This window comes from Corynebacterium sp. HMSC063G05 (assembly GCF_001810555.1).
In the GTDB taxonomy this organism is placed as follows: Bacteria; Actinomycetota; Actinomycetes; order Mycobacteriales; family Mycobacteriaceae; genus Corynebacterium; species Corynebacterium jeikeium_D.
The window spans coordinates 43495-61995 of sequence record NZ_KV801860.1; the positions used below are offsets into that span (position 1 = coordinate 43495).

The window sequence follows — 18501 nt, forward strand, 5'->3', positions numbered from 1 at the left end:
CGATTTTCCTAGACGTCGTCGTGCCGCTCTCGCCCGATGGCAAAACGATCCAGCGCTCCAGTTGCCGCCAGTGCCTTAGCCAGGAAGTAAGCCAGCAGACCGGCGAGGACGGCACCCGACAGCGCCGTGGAGATCAGATAGATGACGTTGAATTCGAAAGTCTTGGCCAGGTTGCCAGTGAAAAGCTCGAAAGTCCATGCGCCGACACCTGCCATGAGACCGGAGATAACCACGGTGGCCAGGTTGTAGCTCTTATACGCCAGAATGAGGAACACCAGCTCCGCACCGAGCCCCTGCGCCAAACCTGAGTACAGGGTGGAGATACCCCACTGGTTACCGATCAGTGCTGAAACCGTCGCCGCGATTACCTCGACGAAGATAGCTGCACCCGGCTTGCGAATGATGTACGCGCCGAGCGGACCACCGAGGAACCACATACCAGCGACCAAACCGCCAAGACCAGGAGTAAGCGCGTTGACTGCTTCATAGCCCGCACCGCCGATGATGTTCCAGATAACAAAAATCAGGCCAACGGCCACGCCGATAACAGCTGCAATGATGATGTCAATATTGCGCCACGAGAAGTTAGCGCGCGCTGCACTCGCCGATTGCGTCATCCCACTTGCTCCTATTTTTCTTTAACTCGAGCGGTATTGCTCAAACATTATTGATGTATTCATTAGCGGCGTATGAAGCCTGTGTCGACACGCCCTAAGCACTAACTTTTGCCTACCCTACCGCGCCCAGCAGATGGCCTAGATAACATAAGGAACCATGACTAAAGCCGAGCGGTCATCTACAGGAGATACCCCAACTGCCCAAACCCCTCATACGCCGCCAGTCGGCGATGAGGGGACAGCCGCGAATTCCGCAGTGAAAACTGCCGAGGACCCTGGTGCTGACAACACCGCTGAGCAGGAGAGTTCTCGCCCATACTACATGCCCACATTGACGTGGGGCGAGCGACTTGACCTGTCTGCGAAGCAATGGTGGCCACTCATCGGAGTTGTTATTGCGATACAGCTTGTCGCTCGCATTCTGGTACTGACTAGCCATGGTTTTTACTGGGATGACTTCATCATTGTTGGCCATCTTTACGACACCCCACTGCTGAGCAAGGACTACCTGCTTCAGGATCACGACGGGCACCTTGCACCACTGGCCTTCTTGGTGCAAGGCCTCTATCACCTCATCGCACCGTGGAACTGGTGGCTACCGGCTATCACCATGGCCGTGATGTCGGTAGTGCTGACATACGCCACAGCTAAACTCTTTGAGCTTCTCACCGGCCGTACGCTGGTATCGCTCTTCCTCATCACGGTCGTCGCCTGGACTCCGCTGATGCTTCCGGGCGACACCTGGTGGTCGGCCGCGGCCAATTCCCAGCCGTTCCACCTGGCATTCGTGATCTTCATGATTGTCGCCATTCGCACCACTATGCGTCGTTCCTTCGGCCCCCGCCCGTGGGAAGCCGTAGGCCTGTTCGTGCTGCTGGCAGTGGCGCTGGGATTCTTTGAGAAGTCCCTGGCTATCGCACCGATCTCCATGCTGGTTGTCGTCACGTTGGCTTACATGGAGCGCAGAAATATCCTGCAGGTTCTCCGCGGCGGCCTCGTCATCTGGATCCCATCGATGCTGCTGACCGGCGCCTGGGCACTGTGGTACTACTTCGGTCCCGCCGAAACCACCGGCTTCATTTCTGACAAGCTGCAGCCCGAACTGTTCTTCAACGGCCTCGGCCAGATTTTTGCCGGCATCATCGGCGGACCAACAAGCTGGGAACGCTGGGCTCCGGGACAGCCGTTTGCCTCCGCTTCGTCTCAGCTGATTACTCTCGGTGGCATTATCCTGTTGATTCTGTCCGCCACCCTCATCGGCCGCGATTACCGTGGCTGGGCTCCGTGGACGCTATCGGTGGCGTACATGTTCACCACCTTGTTCGCCATCACCCTGTTCCGCTCGGGAGAGAACACCTCTGGCGTGCTGGCGCACACTTTGCACTACTACTCTGATGTCGCGCTCGTGATCGTAATCTGCGTCGCGATCTCCCTGGCTGGACTCCCACCGAAGGACGAGGCGCCAGCGCTGCTACCGGCTCGTACGCACATTCTGATTTGGTCGCTGGGCATCGCGCTGGCTGTCACCTCCACGATTTCCGTGGTCACTTACCGCAATGCCTGGTCTGATGACATCGCAATGGAGTGGATCGGCAACACCAAGGCGTCGCTGTCCGCGCTGCGCGAGGAAGCCGATGCCGCTGGCCCCGACAAGGCGATCGACTACAATCTCATCGACCAGCCCGTCCCCTTCGAAGTTCTCGTGCCCGTCGCCGCTCCGATGAACATGTACTCGCGGGTGTTTGATGCGGTCTCCGATCGCCCGCCGTTTGAGCGCGTCACCGGTCACCCGCGCATGTTCAATACCGACGGTTCGCTTATCGACGCCAAGGTCTCCGAGATCACCCGGGTCACCGATGGCCCTGTCGAGCAGTGTGGCCATCGCATCACAGTTGGTGAGGACGGCACTGCGTCGGAGGACATCAAGCTTGAGAACATCATCAAGCTCGGTGACTGGGTGCTTGAGTTCCCGGCCACCGCCTCTGAGGGCATGGATGTGCGCCTGTCGCTACCCAATCCTTTCGAGACTGAAGAGCAAACCCGCGCTGGTTCCACGGTCGTGAAGATGAACAACGATCTGCGGCCGCGCTATGCGTACCTCAACGGTGGCGGAAATACTCTCCGTGTCGATGTGGAAAAAGCGACTCCGGGGGCAACGCTATGCATCGGCGCGGGGGCGATTGGCCCCTTGGTTCCCGCAAGCCGTTAAGAATCCTCTAAGATATTGCTTTAAGATAATGTGAGAAAAGTTCATTAGCCCTTGTAGCTATTGTTTTTCCGACAGAGGAGCCACATCCATGCGTAACCGCATCGCCGGCGCTATCGCCGCATCCGCCATTGCCGCAGCAGCCCTGGTCGCTTGCTCTCCCCCGAACGAGGTTGACTCGGACGTAAAGGTCGGCGACCAGGCCAACCCGTCGGAGACCTTCGAGCAGAAGGCCACCACCCCGGCACCCTCCGACGAGATGACTCCTGCTGAGACCGCAGAGATGTAACTGCAGATTCACTAATTGAAACTGCGAAAACCGGGGTAGGTAGCAAACAGAAACGCAGTCACTACTCCTTGTGCCCACTCATCGATGGGGCACGAAAGAATTACCGCCCGGCCATGGTGTCCGGGCGGTTTTGGTTCTCTGGGGGCAGCCTAGAGCCACGATGAGAGCTTAGGAAAACTCAAATTCCACGTGGTCACCATCACGGATTACCGCGCTGGTTGCGCCATTTTCCAGGTTCAGCTCGACAATGAGCGAGGGCATCTCGCCGGAAGCTCCAGCCTCACCCGAGGCCCCGGCAGCATCGTCCACGAGCGCCGCATCGGTCGCGATTACGCGGTAGCGAAGAAAACCATTGCGCAATTCATCAGTCTCCACGCGAGCGGAGTGCAGCCATGGGAATCGGCGGCGCAACGCAACGAGCTGCTGATAGGAACGGTAGAGAGCCTCGCCGAGCGTAGAGAGTTCCTCCGGGCTATCCGGGAACACTGGACGGACCTGGTCGTCACCGCCGATGCGTTCCTCTTTGAGACCGGTATAGCCCTGTTCGTCACCGTAGTAGACCAGTGGCACACCGGCCACGGTAAACAGCACCGTTGCCGCCAGCACGGCCTTGTCGGCCCCTACCTGTGTCGCAATGCGTGAAACATCGTGGTTTCCCACAAACGTCACCGGCACAAAAGACTCCGCGAAGGTGTTATGGCGCTTCAGAGTCCAGTCCAACTCGAAGAAGTTTTCCTCCTTCAGCGCCGACCAGGTCGCTTTCCACAGCTCGTATTCCGTCACCGAGTCCATGCCGGACACCGACACAATCTCCGCATAGTCGCCGTGGATGACCTCCCCGTAGATAAAAGCATGCGGGTGCTCAGCACGCACTCGCGGCAAAACCTTGTGCCAGAACTGTGGATCCACTGCGTAGGCCGCATCCAGGCGCCAGCCATCAATCCCCCGCGCCAGCCAGTAATTCATGACGTTCACGACAAAATCAACAGTCGCGTCACTGGTGTGATCGAATTCGACCAAACTCTCATGTCCCTCAAACACTGGCGCGGTCATGTCGCCATCTGAGTGCGTAAACGCAAAGAGCTGCGCTTCTTCAGAGTCAGGGTTTTCCTTCGCGGTCTTCAGCGCGGGCGCCTCTGACCCGATGTGGTTGAAGACGCCGTCGAAAAGCACTTTGATGCCGCGCTCATGGGCAGCTTCGATGACGGCCTTCATGTCCTCTTCGGCGCCCAGGCGCGAGTCGATGCGGTAGTAGTCCTCGGTATCGTAGCCGTGGCTAGTCGACTCGAATACTGGCGCCAGCTGCAGGACGTTGAGCCCGAGCTCCTGGACGTACGGAAGCCAGTCAATCAGTTTGCGAATTCGATTGACCGGCGCGGCGCCTCGATCCTTCTCACGGATGGGCGCTCCCACAAACCCCAGTGGATAGACGTGCCATCCAATCGCCCACTTCGTCCACTCAGGTGCGGCGCCAGCGAGCGTCTTATCAGGGGCGTTGGGGGTAGTGGACATTGTCCTATGCATCCTCTCTAGGTGCCTGAGGCTGATTGGAATTATCTGGTGCCGCCGCAGCCTCAGAGGTCGGTGAGGTCTCCCCCGCCGATTCGCTTGACGACGCCCGCGCCTGACCCGCATGCGACTTCGGCGTGCCAAGGCCTGCATTCCGCGGCCGTGGAGGCACGGAACCTGCTGCGGGCATGGTCGGAGATGCGACAGGACGCTCCGGCGGTTGGCTCTTCGACGGGTTCAGTGCATCCAGCGCGATTTGGATTTCCGTGCGCATGCCGCTGACCATGGCTCTCTCCACAATTTTAAACTTGGAGTTGTGAAGAAAGAAGGGATTACCCGCTTCCGGGCCACCGGTGCCGAGGAACATGTAACAGCCCGGCGCTTCACGGGAAAAATACGAGAAATCATCCGAAGGAGCCCACGGATCGGCAGCGAACACCTTGGACTTGCCAACCGCCTTCGTCGCCGCATGCCACGCACGATTGACCGCAATGTCGGCGTTGACCACCATCGGGTACGGAATCTGCCAGTCGAAAGTCGCCTGTGCACCGTGAGCCTGGCAGACGCCGTTGACGACGGCCTCGATACGCTGGCAGACAATCTCCCAGTCGGCCTCATCCACCGAGCGGATGGACACTTCCAGGTTGGCCGTATCCGGAATCACGTTGCCGGCCTCACCTGAATGCAGTGAGCCGACATTGACAATGTTCATGTGCTTCGGATCCACATCGCGGGAGACAATCGTGTTCAGCATGAGAGTCGCCTCGCTGGCGATGAGCACCGGGTCAATCGACAGCTGCGGGTTCGAGGAGTGTCCGCCACGGCCACGAATCGCGATGGAGACGATGCCCGACATAGTCGTCACTCGCCCGGCGCAAATCCCAACATGCCCCACCGGATGCGGCGCGACGTGGAAGGCATAGACCTCATCTAAGTCATCGGCGGCACCCTTGTCGACCAGCTCACGAGCCCCGCCCGGCAGCATTTCTTCGGCGTGCTGGAAGATGCACAGCACCTTGCCGTGCAGCTGATCGCGCATTCCGGAAAGCACCTTCGCAGTGCCCAGCAGCATCGCCGTGTGAACATCATGACCACAGGCGTGCATCACACCCGGCGTGCGCGAGGCGTACGGCAGTCCCGTTTCCTCCTGAATCGGCAGCGCGTCAATATCCGCGCGGTAGCCGATCACACGGCCCGTGCTGGGGTCGCCTGCTGTGCCCTCGATGACGCCAATTACGGACGTCGGGGTCAACCGGTAGGTCGGGATGTCCCATTGATTGAGCAGATCCTCAATCATGTCCGAGGTCCGGTACTCCCGGAAGCTCAGCTCCGGATTCTGGTGCAGTTGGCGACGCCATGCCACCGCCTCTTCGATGGGTACTTCAAGGCGGTGCGACGGCAGGGTGTCGTTAGCATCACTCATGGTTCATAGCATGACAGAAAATGGACTCCACGACGAGCAACTACGGAAATTCCCTCACCCATTTTCGCTTCACGACGGCCACAGCGCCCCGACATCTCCCCTGCTAGAGGTGACTTAAGCGCTGCCAGCGTGCTGCTAGTTTCCGGCACCCCAAAAATCCACGGTGAGTTCGGCCAACCACCATGGATCAATCGTGCCGCACATCTCACGCGCCGAGTGCATGGAGACCATCGCAGCTCCGATATCGATGGTGTCGATACCCAGTCGCGTTGCAGTGATCGGGCCGATAGTGGAGCCGCATGGCTTGTGGTTCGCAGAGACAAAATACTGCACCGGCACTTCCTGGCCAATGCGCTTAGAGGTTTCCGCTGCAATTCGGACAACCTCGGCCTGACCAGCCGCCGTGGTGGCATAGCGCTGGTTGGCATTGATCTTCAGCACTGGGCCAGCATTGAGTTCCGGCTGGTGCCCCGGCTCGTGTTCACCTGCATAGTTCGGGTGCACACCGTGTGCGCCGTCGGCAGAGAGACAGATGGAACCGCGGTAAAGCTGCTGGGTGCGTTCCAGGTCAGCGCCTGTGGCCGCTGCGATGCGGGACAGAACGTCGGCAAGCAGTGGCCCTGCAGCGCCCGTGGTGGAGGCGGACCCGACTTCCTCGTGGTCAAAAGCCACCATGACGGGGATAGTGGTTGACGTGCTCCAGTCTTGGCGGAGCAAGGCCTCGAAGGCGACCAGGGATGAGTGAACACTGAGCAGGTTGTCGAGTCGACCTGAAGCCAGGAACTCATCGTGAGCACCGAAGGTGCGCGGCTGCTGAGTGTCGAAGGAAATGAGGTCCCAGGCGACGATGTCGTCGATAGACAGTCCCGCAGCATCGGCGATGACCTGGTGCACATCGGTGCCGAAGGTATCCATTCCGATAATCGGTGCAGTGTGATTCTGCTTGTGGAGCTTCAACCCCTCTTCGTTAACCGCACGATTGAGGTGGATAGCCAACTGCGGAATACGCGCGACCGGGCCGGTGCGAGCAAGGTGCTCATTGCCATTTTTATCAATTACACGACCGGCGAACTCAATTTCGCGGTCGGTCCAGCTCCCCAACAGCGCGCCGCCATAGACTTCGACGGCGACCTGTGCATAGCCTGCGGCGGAGGTGCGCGCGTTGGGCTTCACACGAAAACCGGGCGAATCCGTGTGGGAACCCACAATACGGAAACCGGTCAAATCGGCAGCCGGTGCCTCCGGGACGATCCAAGCAACGGCAGCGCCATCGCGACGCAGGACGTAGGCACCGGGTTCGCTTGGCCACTGTTCGTGCTCGTCGACGACCGTGGCACCGGCTGCACTCAGACGGTCAACGACCTGTTGTGCCGCATGAAATGAGCTTGGCGACGCAGCCACAAAATCAATTAGATCCTCAACGTGACTGAGCGCTGCCGCCGGAACGCTGCGCGATGCCGCGTCCGAGGTATCCGCCGAATCCGGAGACTCAGGGGTGAGTGCCGAAGAAATAGCCATAGCCAAACTCCTACTTCAAATTTGATTCCGCATTTCATTGTATTGGAGGGCACAACTGTATTGGAGCCCACAACTGACCGCGACCGAGTATTAAGCCGGTCCACAGTGTGATGCAGCTTTCATGTTGGGAACGGTATCCGCTTAGTCACTTTTGCCCGTTTTAACTCGATATCGGGCATATTCAGACATATAGTGGCAACCGCATCAAAGAAAACCATTTGAATACAGAAACTCTCAAACCGGAGTCCCGACCGGATTCCGACCACAGAAAGGGTTTATACCGTGAGCCTTGAAAACCTGTTCCCCCGTTCTTTCACTACCAAGCGCGCCTTCTTCTCTCAGCCGCTGCGCGAGGCTCTTGCCCGCGACACCAGCAGTGACGCTAACGCAGTCCACTTCGGCCACCAGGTTAAGAGCACCCGGAACGAGATCTACAGCGACATGTCTCCCCGTGACATCGTCTCTATGCTGAGCCGCTAAATCTAGCGCTTCCTCAAGTCGAATAAGACCATTGGCTCTGGCTGAGGAAATTTCAACGTCTCCACAGCAGCTAATTCACTGCCAAAACCAGGTCCAACCTCGCCTGTATCACCATCGCCATACCGATGTACCGCAAACGCGTGGCAGCCACCAATAACTAGCATCAATGCCAGCGTCAAGAGCATCGCGGTAATCCCCGAATACATAAATCCGCCGGTATATGGCGTAGCAGCAATCGGGTTTGTCACAGGAAACGTCAGCAGGACCACTAGCAACGCAATACCGATATACGGCCACTGTCTGGTCAATCGGGTCCGCGCCATGGCGACCAAACCGAACACAGACGTGACCAGCATCAACATGTAATGGGTCCAAAGAATCGATGAGAATGTGGCTGCAATAAGCCACGCGCCCGTGATTAGGAATTCAAACCGGTAGACCGAGTTCAACCACGCAACTGCCGTGACCATCAACACCACGCCAAGCGCAATACACAGTGGAATCGTTTTCACATGACTCGGATAATCACGAACCACTGTTACTAATAAATCAGGTTTTCCCAGGTCTGTGGCTAAAGTCGACGCCAACGACTGATTCGCACCGCCGACCAAGACCGATGAACCAATGTCGCCGATTCGATCAATCCAATCCGAAATCACCGCCATATCAACGCGGATAAACATCCAGACCGCCAGTACCGCCGTGGTGGCCAGCGACCAGAGGGCTGCGCGCCGTCGATAAGCGAAAAAGAGCATCACAGCGATGAGCGCATACGGAGTCAATTTAATGGATGCGACGATGCCGAGCACGATGCCCGCGAGCCAAGGACGAGTGTGCGAGGCAGCAAGACCATAGGCGACACCCGCGACGATCAGCGGTGTCGTCTGACCGATCCAGAACGAATTAATAGTGGTCGGCAGAGCGAATACGCATGCGGTAACCAGCGCTGCGATACCCCAGGGCATGGTGGACCGAAACCACAGGTGGTAGGAAGCTACGACGAGGACCACGACGGCCATTCCGGAGAGAAACAGCAACCAAGCAACCGAGGTTTCAAAGCTCATGACGTGGGATATCACTCCCAGAGCCTTTGCGAACAAAGGGTTTTGCACAAAGGGATGCGTAAATGGCGCAGACACTTCCTGCGCCAGGCGTGGCCAGACCTCTCCACTCATGGCGGTGAAATCGATTGGATCGGCATCATAGAGATGGGACTCAAGTCCCCTGTCCATAAGTAGCCCGCCTACCCAGAGCGAAGCCCAATCGTCCGGCTGAGTACGACCATTCCAGGCCAACAGCGAGGCAAGACCACCGAGCAGCGAGACCAGAATAAGAGGCCAGCTCATCACAGGCGATTGCGCCAGCGCGGGGGTCTGACTGGGTTTGCGAGCCCGCATTTTTCGCGAGACCTGTGACCGAGACTTCGCAGCAGCACGTTGCGACTCCGCAGCCTGTGACGATGCGCCATCCTGTGACACAGGTCCTTCTGCCTGACTATGCCGTCCCACGTTCCTCCTCATCGCTGGTAAGCGCCTCTATCTAATGTAGTGATTCCAATACGGCAGTGGTTACACCCCGCAAGAACCCACAAGGTATGACGGCTTACTTTGAACAAAGTGCCAGGAGGACGACAGTTGGCGGCCGTGATGGCCGGAGGACTATCGAATCTGTGAAATAGTGCCGATGGTCGTAATCAGCTGATCTCCATCGCTGTCGACCACGGCGGCTATGGGCATGCGCTCCATCTCATCCGGGCCGACATCGTAGCCCTGCGAGACCTCTGCCGTAATAATCTTTCCGGTCGGGCCTTCCTCAATGCGCGGATTACGAACGACCACATGAACCAGACTGAACTTCGCGGTGATGTGAACTTCTCCGCGGTAGCTCTCCCCTTCGACATCACTGTTGTCATTGTCGCGGGTGAATGAGACGACACCGGCCTCAGGCTCTAGGGCACCGTTCTTGGCAGTGACGCCACCACCCAGTGCGCCGAATACCTTCTCCAGCGCAGATACAGAAATTACTAAATCCTCGCTGGAGGGAGCCGGGGCATTCTTGCCCGGAGCATCCGAATAATTCAACGGGATGTAGATTTCCTCGGCCTCATTAATGGAGCCGGCTGCCGGGTAAACATAAATGCCCCAGTTTTCACCAGCTGGGGTCTCTGGCGGGTCAACAACAATGCGAGCCTCAAAGCTGCCGTCATCTGTCATCGGGGTAGCCTGACGAGCGATAGAACGTCGCATGTCGACGCCCTGGTTCGGTATCGCCTCGAGAGTTCCAGCCGGCGTGACCCAGGCAATGTTGTCGTGCGGATGTTTCCGCGACGAGGACGGAGCACCTTCACTTGGCTTCCAGGAGTCTGGGAACGCACTGTAGAGAACGTAAACGCCATTGGGCACACCCGGAGGAATTGGAAGCGGGTAACCACCACGGTTGGCCGACGGATTAAAACCACTGCCGCGAACAATGAGAACATCGCCGCGATGAACTGTGGCGCCTTCAGCTGGTGTGCCGTCCTCAAAAGTGACAGAAACTTCCGGGGATTCGACATACTGCGGATCCTGCGGCTGGAAGTTCTCCGCTGGATTAATCACATTGGGAAAGTTGTCTGGCACGATTGGCTTCGCAGTTTCAGCCATTGCTGGGGACACAAACGCTGAAAGGACCATGGCGCCGGACAGCGAAACCGCAGTAACACCTCTGCGCGCACTCTGCCTCACCGGTCGACGCTTGCCTTCTCCAACGGGCGATGATTCGGAGCCGGACGAAAGGCGAGTTTCGTGAGCCCCCGCAAGATGGCGGTGGGAATGATCGAAAGTCAAGAACTTCAGACTGTGCATACAAGCAATGTACACCTGCATATTAGGCTCACCTAACGCATTTATTAAGGCGCGCCTTATCCACCCCCGTTTGAGTCTCAACGCTGGGATTGGAAGAAATGGTTGAGAGCAAAAGAAAACCGCGGCCAAGCCCAATAGAGCTCGACCGCGGCTTGCTTCAGCAGCTTTGACGCAACCAATTACTCCGCGGTAATCGGCAGGTAGACGCGACCACCCTGATCAGTGAACTCCTGGGACTTCTCAGCCATGCCGGCCTCGATAGCTTCAACGGAGTCCAGGCCGTGTTCCTTCGCGTAGTCCTGCACATCCTTGGAAATACGCATGGAGCAGAACTTCGGACCACACATGGAACAGAAATGCGCGGTCTTTGCCGGCTCTGCGGGCAGGGTCTCATCGTGGTAATCCAGCGCAGTGTCCGGATCCAGAGCCAGTGCAAACTGGTCATGCCAACGGAACTCGAAGCGGGCCTTCGACAGCGCGTCGTCACGCTCCTGAGCGCGCGGCAGCCCCTTTGCCAGGTCAGCGGCATGCGCGGAAATCTTGTAAGTAATCACGCCGACCTTGACGTCGTCGCGGTTCGGCAGACCCAGGTGCTCCTTCGGCGTGACGTAGCAGAGCATGGCGGTACCAGCCTGCGCAATGATTGCCGCGCCGATAGCCGACGTGATGTGGTCATAGCCCGGCGCGATGTCGGTTGCCAGCGGGCCGAGGGTGTAGAACGGAGCTTCCTCACACCACTCCTCTTCCCACTTCACGTTGTCAGCGATCTTGTGCATCGGAACGTGGCCTGGGCCTTCAATCATGACCTGGCAGCCGCGGGACTTGGCGATCCTGGTCAGCTCGCCGAGGGTCCGCAGCTCAGCCAGCTGGGCCTCATCGTTAGCGTCGGCAATGGAGCCCGGACGTAGGCCGTCACCGAGGGAGAACGTGACATCGTACTGTGCCAGAATGTCGCACAGCTCAGCGAAGCGCGTGTAGAGGAAGCTCTCCTGGTGATGCGCGAGGCACCATGCGGCCATAATCGAACCACCGCGGGAGACAATGCCGGTAACGCGGTTGGCGGCCAGTGGCACGTAGCGCAGCAGCACACCCGCGTGAACGGTCATGTAGTCCACGCCCTGTTCGCACTGCTCAATGATGGTTTCGCGGTAGATTTCCCAGGTCAGCTTGGCCGGGTCACCCTTAACCTTCTCCAGCGCCTGGTAAATCGGCACCGTACCAACCGGCACCGGGGAGTTACGCAGAATCCACTCGCGGGTTTCGTGAATGTCCTTACCGGTGGACAGATCCATGATGGTGTCCGCGCCCCAACGGGTCGCCCACACCATCTTCTCCACCTCTTCGGAGATGGACGAAGTCACAGCCGAGTTACCAATGTTGGCGTTGATTTTGGTGGCAAAGCGCTTGCCAATAATCATCGGCTCGGTCTCCGGGTGCTTGTGGTTGGCCGGAATCACGGCACGCCCCGCAGCAACCTCTTCGCGAACAACTTCCGGATCCACATTTTCACGAGCGGCAATGAATGCCATCTCCGGGGTGACAATTCCCGCTCGGGCCCATGCCAGCTGCGTCTTGACCTTCGGGGCCTCCTCAGAGCCTGCAACCGCCGGCACTGCCGGAGCCTTCGGCCAAGAGTCACGAGTCTTAGCCAACCCCTCCTTCAGGTTCAGTTCCGGGTTTTCCTCGGTGTAAATACCCGAGGTGTCGTATGCATCGAAGTGAGTGCCGTCCGTCAGGTTGATTCGACGGACTGGAATGCGCAGGTTCGCCTCACCGAAATCGTTGCTGAACGCAACCTCGTCGTAATGCTTGTTGCTGCGGTAAATCGGGCCAGTTGTAACCTCGCCCTCTTTCGGTGGAGCGGATACAGATACACGTGCGGCCATGAAGCAACACATCCCTTTCCTACGCTGGTATTACCCAGATTCAGGTTCGTCCGGTCGACGCTCGATCCCTAGCGTCCTCTCAGTGCCGGAATTTCGGTTGGCACTCCCGTGGTTTTGTAATGCGCCTCATAGTCTAACCAATCGTTCGGATTACTTCGGTCATTACACCCGCGCTGTCCACCAACGCTTAACGACGCCCCGGAGAACGCACCCCAAAGGTGCAGGTGGTGGCTACGCAGAGGCGTCGTTTTGCACGGCGACCGCGTTGTCCACACCCCTAAAAGTTATCCACAGCCGGTCTATTTTTTCGGCTTCTCAGCAAGCGCAATTACGACCGCGGTGTTATATCTTTCTCACACAAATTCTTTGGGGAGGGAAAATTGAAAAAGGCGACTACTGCCGCCCTACTGTCAGCACTTCTATGGGGAATAACGGGGACTAGTTGCGCATCGACCGAGGCATCCGGCGAGGACGTTCAACCTGTCGGCGACAATGCGACAACCATGACTACTGACTCGGGCGTGACGTTACCTGCGGGTGTGCTTCCACCCAACAATCCGCCGGAGCCCGGTGATGCTCCACTTGGTCCCGATGGGCACTACAACTACGACGCACCCGAATTCGTCCTGACCAATCCGTGTGACGACCCTGCGATTATGGGGCGTTTAGACAGGCTGGGGTTCCAGGAGCAGACGTACATGGAGGGCCGAATCGAAGGTAATAAACAGATTGGCTGCGTTATCGAATCCGACGCTTCCGGCCTGTTGAGCATCTGGCATGCCGCGGTCGCTCACTCGCAACTCGAGCGCTACAGTGCCGAGCCTTTGGCTCATCACGAAGGAATTTTCAATTGGGTGACATTCACTCAAACAGAACCGCTCGGAAGCTCTGCCTGTATTGCTTCTGTCGAAACAGAACAAGGGGCTCTCGGATTCGTTATCGACACAACCGGACAAGATAGCCCTGACCCACAGCACCGACGATGCGCTCCTGTAAATGAGCTGTTAATTGATTACTTGGGGGAAGAATCATGATGCATGCCGTAATTCCAACAATCGACTCTGCAATTCAGAAGTTCAGTATTACGAATGTTCTAGCAAGCGGTTCCAGATTTATGCAGCCCAACTTGGCCGGCTACTCACAGGTTCCGTCACTCCAGCTGGTGGCGACAGAACACAGTCTCGCAATTTCCGGCAGTTCAGGAAGCTCTGCCGCCGTCGGCTTGTCTCTGGGCAAACAACTCACCTGGGCGCAAACGAATCTCGCTGACTTCCGTCGCGTGATTACTGAACACGAATCCACCATGAATCGGATTCTTCGAAGCATTAACCCGTTCAATGGTGACGGCGCTTCCCTTGCTGAAGTAGCGCGAACAAGCGGTGTATTTCAGCGTCGGCCGATGTTTGAAGCTGGAAGTCTCACTTTCGCGCCAGTCACTCTTTCTGCGGAACTTGGTCTCGATGCGAAGTCCCTACTATCCATGTTTTCCTCGACAAATGACGGTGCCGTAGCCGAGGCAATCGCCTACTGGAACAACTTCGCCGACACTATGACCACGTTGGCCAGCAATCTAACCTCCATCTCATCCGGCTTGGTGTCGAGCAACAGCGGTGCTGTTTTCTCTGCTGCGGATACGACAATGAAAGGTCTGGCCGCACGCGCTACCAGCATCGCCACCGCATCGGAGGTCATGGCCGGGCACCTTGCCGTATTGCCATCTGTGAAAGCGATGGCCGTCAATGCACTATCAGCGATCGAAGCCGAATCCAAGGCACTCCCAAACCCTGGCGCGCAAAAGGCTTTTGAACAGGCCGAGGTAGCAGCCTTTCTCTCTGGTCCGTATACCGCACAGCTACAGACAGCTATTCCCCGAATTCCTAACCTGGTTTCTGCCGATGCGGGAAGTGGTGTGACTGCCGAGGTGTCCGTTGGGGCCACAGTCGCCGGGCGTTCTGGAACTAGCCAGTTCAGCCTTTCGCCTGCGGGGATGACTGGAAGCATGCAGGCCGCCAGCACACCAGTTGGTGCCACCTCAACTGTTCCGGATTCTCCAACACCACAATCCACATCCGCGAGCCCTTCCGCTCCTTCGCACGTGCAACCGAGCACTTCGACTTTGTCGAACCCCACAAATCCGTCTGCTGCCCCTGTGCACCCAGCATCACTTAGCAGCCCAACGAGCTCCACAATCTCGCCAACATCCCCGACCGGTACATCAACCATGGCTCAACCGAGCACGGCGAATCCAGCCATGGTCACCCCTTCGGGAGCGAGCGCCCCACTTCAACGCACATCACCGCAAGGAGTCTCGCCTTACGGAGTTCACGGCAACCGGCCGGCTGGCCCTCTCGGCGCAGGACGCACTGCGGGGCTCACACCAGCGGGCAATATCCCGGCACTGCCGCCTTCTGGAAACGCAAGCCCCCGTCCACCGGCCTCGGGACTTCCGACTTCGAGTCCTGGTCGTATGCCAGCGCCAACAGCGGGGCGCGGGATGGGAACCGGCTTGGGTCCCGGGGTTGCTGGTTCTGCCTTGCCAAACGCCTCGAATAGCCCTTCACAGCGCGGAAGTGGATTGATGAATTCCCTAATCAGCGCACGCAACAGTACTGCTACCGGAGCTACGGGTGCTGCTGGCGGAACCGCGGGCGCCGCTGCTGGAAACCGTGGCGCAGGGTCTTTCGCGGCCACCACTGCGGGCAGCCGTGGCGGACTGCTCCAAAAGGGCTCCGCACCGTCGGCACGCAAACTGACAAACGTGGCCACCATCAGGGATAACGATGCCGGCGCTTTCGAGCAGAACGAATACCAGAAGGAGCTTTTCGGGGATGCGCCAATTACTATCCCGGCGGTGATTGGTCACAACGTCCGATCGTAAAGCTCCGACCGTAAGCCTCCGAGCATAAAGTCAGCGCGCAAAAGCTGATCTTTACCCGCTCGGGCGCCACGGGGGATCAGGCTGGCGATCGACGACGTCATCACGATCTTCGCGCCCGGCTCCAACAGTGGCACGAACGCACGGCAGCCGCAGACCGCCCCGAGCAGGTTGATGTCGAGCGCGCGGTGCCACGTGTCCATGGTGACGTTCTCGATCGCCCCGCCGACCGCGATGCCCGCGTTGAGCACGAGCACGTCCACCGCGCCTATCGCCGCGGCCGCCGCCTCCCGGTCCGCGTCGGAGGTGACGTCCAGCTCGCGGTAGGTGCACGCATCGCCGAGCTTGACGACGTCCTCGTTCGCCGAGTCATGCAGATCGGTCGCGATGACCGAATCGCCGCGTGCGACGAAGCGCTTGGCCAGTTCGAGGCCGAAGCCGGAAGCGGTGCCGGTGATGAGCACGCGCCGCAGGCCGCGTGGTTCGGGGGAACGGCCGAAGGGGCCCTCGCCGGATGCGGCGGCGAGGCCGGTCCGGGCCGGCGAAATCGCTCCGCCCGTGCGGCGGTCAACCCCGTGTACGGATCTACGTGAGCATCGACAGCAGGAACACGGAGTCCTCGTCTGCGTCGACCCGGTGTGGGACCATGGTGGGCAGGTGTGCGACGGTCCCCGGCGTGAGGACCTCGGTGCGGTCGCCTACGGTGAAGCGCACCTGGCCCTCGATGCATTGCACCATAATCGGGTGTGCAGCGCGGTGATCGGGCAAGGCCTGGCCGGAGCGGAAACGCATGGCGATGATGTTTACCCCGTCGGCCGTCTGCAGACGTTTCACCGCCGGGCCGTCGCCGTCCTTGGCGGGCGGAGCGGCGGCGACGACGTCATGAAGGCTCAGAGCCTCCGGATCGGCGGTCAATTCAGCTTGCTGGTCGTCGTCGAGGAACTCAATCTCGGGCCCGCGTCGGACGGCGGGCGATGCTTCGCGCCCGCTTTCGGAAGCGTTGGAAACGGCACCCGTCGCATCGGCGGCGTCGGCGGAATCGGCGGTGTCGCGCAGACGGGCCACGATGCCTATCGAGGCGAGGGCGTCGTCGTTCTCGACGAAAACGCTGCGCATGCCGAGAACGCGCTTACGCGCCGCGGGGTGCTTGATCATGTTGCCTGCGATGCGGGCAACTCCGGAGATCCCTTCGTCTTCGATCATCTGGGAGGGCTTGAGCAGGCCCATCTCCGCAATGCGGACGTGCTCGACCTCGAATCCGTGTTCTTCGAGGAGGTTTCGCCACTCCGCGACGGTGAGTGGTCGGGCGTTGACCCGGATGGCCTTGGACATCGCGATGCGAATCTCATCTTTCGTCGCCGCATCCAGGTCGTCGGGGGTCAACGCCAGTTCGTGGATCGCGTAGCGGCCGCCGGGAACGAGAATCCGACGAACCTCGTCGAGAATCGCCGCCTTGCCCTTGTCGCCTTGCATGGTGAGCATCGCCTCGCCCACGACGGCGTCCGCCGAGTCATCGCCGAGCCCCGTCGCTTGGGCCTTGCCTTCGGTGACCCGGCCCCTGTGGCCAACGACCTTGCCGGTCGTCTTGGCGGCGTCGGGGTCCTCGTCGATGCCGACGTAATCCCCCGGTGCGCGATTCAAGATTTCCGTCGCCGTAATCCCCAGTCCCGGTGCGAGTTCGACGACGCGGGCGTCGGTGAGGCGAGCCCGGTCGAGAATCCACTCCGTCATCTTCCGGCCACCGGGTCGAAGGACCTTTTTGCCCAGTCGGGCCAGTAGCCAGTGGCCCTGGAGTTGTTCGAAATCTCTGTCGCGTGCATTCATGGTGCGTCTCACTCGTCGTGTGGCCGGGCCGACGGTGTCGGCGACTGCGCCGGCCCGTTAACCCGCATGTAAAATACTGCTTTAGCAATTAACTTAGCCTTACCTGGCATATTTGTCGAGGGGTTGGCCCGAAACGCCGAACCGGGCCGTTGCAACGTAGATGTCCGACGACCCGGTCGATCCGAAAAAGGCGAGGTACCTGTCCTTCGGCGTCTGGTCTATACCGTCATCCGGTGTCGTTTGGTGGGCTCAGTCGATGCTGCGGTCCATGGTCCAAGCCAGCACCTCGGCATCGTTGATGGCGGTCATGGGCAGCGAGTCGACCTCGTCCGAATCCGCTGAATTCGATCCGTCGGCCGTGATGCGGGCAACGTCGCCGTCGTAAAGCGTCTCGTCGCCGAAGGATGCCGAGCCGCAGGCGACGAAGAAGTGGGTGAACCGCGACAACGGCACGTCGATGGTGCGGCCTGCGGGAACCCGGCCGATGCGCAACGTCGCGCCGGTGGTGCCGATGGTCAGCGGCGCGAGGCCCGGTGTGCCCGACGCGACCGGGACCAGCGTGCCGTCGGTGAGAGCATCGTTGAGGTCGACCTCGTCGTGGGAGGGAGCGGCACCGAGATCGTCGGGCGGCAACCAGGCCTGGACGACCCGCAACTTCTTGCCGTCGAGGTAACCGGAGGCATTGAGCTCGGAGTGGCGGATCCCGCGCCCGGCGCTGATTCGCTGCGCCATGCCGGGGTCCCTATGTGGATTGTCAATAGTCAGGCGGGACTTTCACGTACATCGTATGGGGGTGTAGCCGTGACTGATCGCCGGTCCGCATCGTGCGGGCCGGCGGTGATTAGCGCAGCGGCCTACGCAGCCGTGGCGATGGTTCTAGCAGGGATTTCTCGGAAGAACTCACACCGAGTCAACAGGGCATAGATGACGTTGCAGCGCCGCCGGGCAAGCCACATCACCGCGGCATTGTGCTTCTGTCCTTCAGCCCGTTTACGCGGGTAGTAGTCGCGCGATGCGGGATGGCAGTTCGA

Annotated in this window: 16 protein-coding genes, 1 pseudogene and 1 riboswitch; of the genes and pseudogenes, 5 read left to right on the plus strand and 12 right to left on the minus strand. The window is 59.3% G+C overall.

Annotated features, from left to right (window positions below; all coding sequences use genetic code 11):
- Window positions 1-8: 8 nt before the first annotated feature.
- Window positions 9-617 (minus strand): ECF transporter S component, encoded by a 609-nt coding sequence (locus HMPREF2751_RS08020; RefSeq protein ID WP_049189346.1) that lies wholly within the window; start codon window positions 615-617, stop codon window positions 9-11.
- A gap of 157 nt (window positions 618-774) precedes the next feature.
- On the opposite strand from HMPREF2751_RS08020, the gene HMPREF2751_RS08025 reads away from it, so the two are divergent.
- Both HMPREF2751_RS08025 and HMPREF2751_RS08030 read left to right on the plus strand, forming a co-directional pair.
- Window positions 775-2826, plus strand: coding sequence for a DUF2339 domain-containing protein (locus HMPREF2751_RS08025; protein ID WP_070595821.1), 2052 nt, complete (start codon window positions 775-777; stop codon window positions 2824-2826).
- An 88-nt stretch (window positions 2827-2914) separates the two neighbouring features.
- On the plus strand, window positions 2915-3112 hold the full coding sequence (locus HMPREF2751_RS08030) for a hypothetical protein (protein WP_038628285.1): 198 nt from the start codon (window positions 2915-2917) through the stop codon (window positions 3110-3112).
- Between the two features lie 168 nt (window positions 3113-3280).
- Here HMPREF2751_RS08030 and HMPREF2751_RS08035 read toward each other — a convergent pair whose 3' ends face one another.
- The 3 genes from HMPREF2751_RS08035 to HMPREF2751_RS08045 form a co-directional block, all read right to left on the minus strand.
- The gene (locus tag HMPREF2751_RS08035; protein WP_070595822.1) at window positions 3281-4624 is read right to left on the minus strand and encodes an alpha-amylase family protein; all 1344 of its coding nucleotides are present in this window, start codon (window positions 4622-4624) and stop codon (window positions 3281-3283) included.
- Between the two features lie 4 nt (window positions 4625-4628).
- Window positions 4629-6044, minus strand: coding sequence for a M20 metallopeptidase family protein (locus HMPREF2751_RS08040; RefSeq protein ID WP_070595823.1), 1416 nt, complete (start codon window positions 6042-6044; stop codon window positions 4629-4631).
- Between the two features lie 135 nt (window positions 6045-6179).
- Window positions 6180-7562, minus strand: a complete 1383-nt coding sequence (locus tag HMPREF2751_RS08045) for a M18 family aminopeptidase (RefSeq protein WP_070595824.1) — start codon at window positions 7560-7562, stop codon at window positions 6180-6182.
- Between the two features lie 282 nt (window positions 7563-7844).
- On the opposite strand from HMPREF2751_RS08045, the gene HMPREF2751_RS08050 reads away from it, so the two are divergent.
- A complete protein-coding gene (locus HMPREF2751_RS08050; RefSeq protein WP_049180842.1) occupies window positions 7845-8042 on the plus strand; it encodes a hypothetical protein in 198 nt (65 codons plus the stop codon).
- Between the two features lie 2 nt (window positions 8043-8044).
- Here HMPREF2751_RS08050 and HMPREF2751_RS08055 read toward each other — a convergent pair whose 3' ends face one another.
- From HMPREF2751_RS08055 to thiC, 3 genes are all read right to left on the minus strand, one after another.
- Window positions 8045-9520, minus strand: coding sequence for a glycosyltransferase family 87 protein (locus tag HMPREF2751_RS08055; protein ID WP_239392940.1), 1476 nt, complete (start codon window positions 9518-9520; stop codon window positions 8045-8047).
- Between the two features lie 180 nt (window positions 9521-9700).
- Window positions 9701-10684 (minus strand): HtaA protein, encoded by a 984-nt coding sequence (locus tag HMPREF2751_RS08060; protein WP_224784255.1) that lies wholly within the window; start codon window positions 10682-10684, stop codon window positions 9701-9703.
- A 380-nt stretch (window positions 10685-11064) separates the two neighbouring features.
- Window positions 11065-12771, minus strand: a complete 1707-nt coding sequence (thiC, locus tag HMPREF2751_RS08065) for a phosphomethylpyrimidine synthase ThiC (RefSeq protein ID WP_070595825.1) — start codon at window positions 12769-12771, stop codon at window positions 11065-11067.
- A riboswitch (TPP riboswitch) is annotated at window positions 12770-12891 on the minus strand. It overlaps the preceding gene by 2 nt.
- 383 nt (window positions 12892-13274) lie before the next feature.
- On the opposite strand from thiC, the gene HMPREF2751_RS08070 reads away from it, so the two are divergent.
- A complete protein-coding gene (locus tag HMPREF2751_RS08070) occupies window positions 13275-13805 on the plus strand; it encodes a hypothetical protein (RefSeq protein ID WP_241482348.1) in 531 nt (176 codons plus the stop codon).
- Between the two features lie 490 nt (window positions 13806-14295).
- Here HMPREF2751_RS08070 and HMPREF2751_RS10945 read toward each other — a convergent pair whose 3' ends face one another.
- Window positions 14296-14463, minus strand: a complete 168-nt coding sequence (locus HMPREF2751_RS10945; RefSeq protein ID WP_232250618.1) for a hypothetical protein — start codon at window positions 14461-14463, stop codon at window positions 14296-14298.
- Between the two features lie 886 nt (window positions 14464-15349).
- Here HMPREF2751_RS10945 and HMPREF2751_RS10950 point away from each other — a divergent pair.
- Complete coding sequence (locus HMPREF2751_RS10950) at window positions 15350-15649, plus strand: hypothetical protein (protein WP_224784042.1); 300 nt, start codon at window positions 15350-15352, stop codon at window positions 15647-15649.
- Here HMPREF2751_RS10950 and HMPREF2751_RS08080 read toward each other — a convergent pair.
- The 4 genes and pseudogenes from HMPREF2751_RS08080 to HMPREF2751_RS10965 form a co-directional block, all read right to left on the minus strand.
- Window positions 15631-16110 carry an SDR family oxidoreductase gene (locus HMPREF2751_RS08080; protein ID WP_070566844.1) on the minus strand — a complete coding sequence of 160 codons (480 nt, stop codon included), beginning with the start codon at window positions 16108-16110 and terminating at the stop codon, window positions 15631-15633. The two genes, HMPREF2751_RS10950 and HMPREF2751_RS08080, sit on opposite strands and share 19 nt — an antisense overlap.
- 121 nt (window positions 16111-16231) lie before the next feature.
- Window positions 16232-17470 carry a methyltransferase domain-containing protein gene (locus tag HMPREF2751_RS11035; protein ID WP_083280599.1) on the minus strand — a complete coding sequence of 413 codons (1239 nt, stop codon included), beginning with the start codon at window positions 17468-17470 and terminating at the stop codon, window positions 16232-16234.
- 249 nt (window positions 17471-17719) lie between these two features.
- Entirely contained in the window at window positions 17720-18202 is a 483-nt protein-coding gene (locus tag HMPREF2751_RS08090) for a pirin family protein (protein ID WP_048732946.1), read from the minus strand.
- A gap of 122 nt (window positions 18203-18324) precedes the next feature.
- A pseudogene (locus HMPREF2751_RS10965) lies at window positions 18325-18501 on the minus strand (IS110 family transposase); the annotation flags it as partial.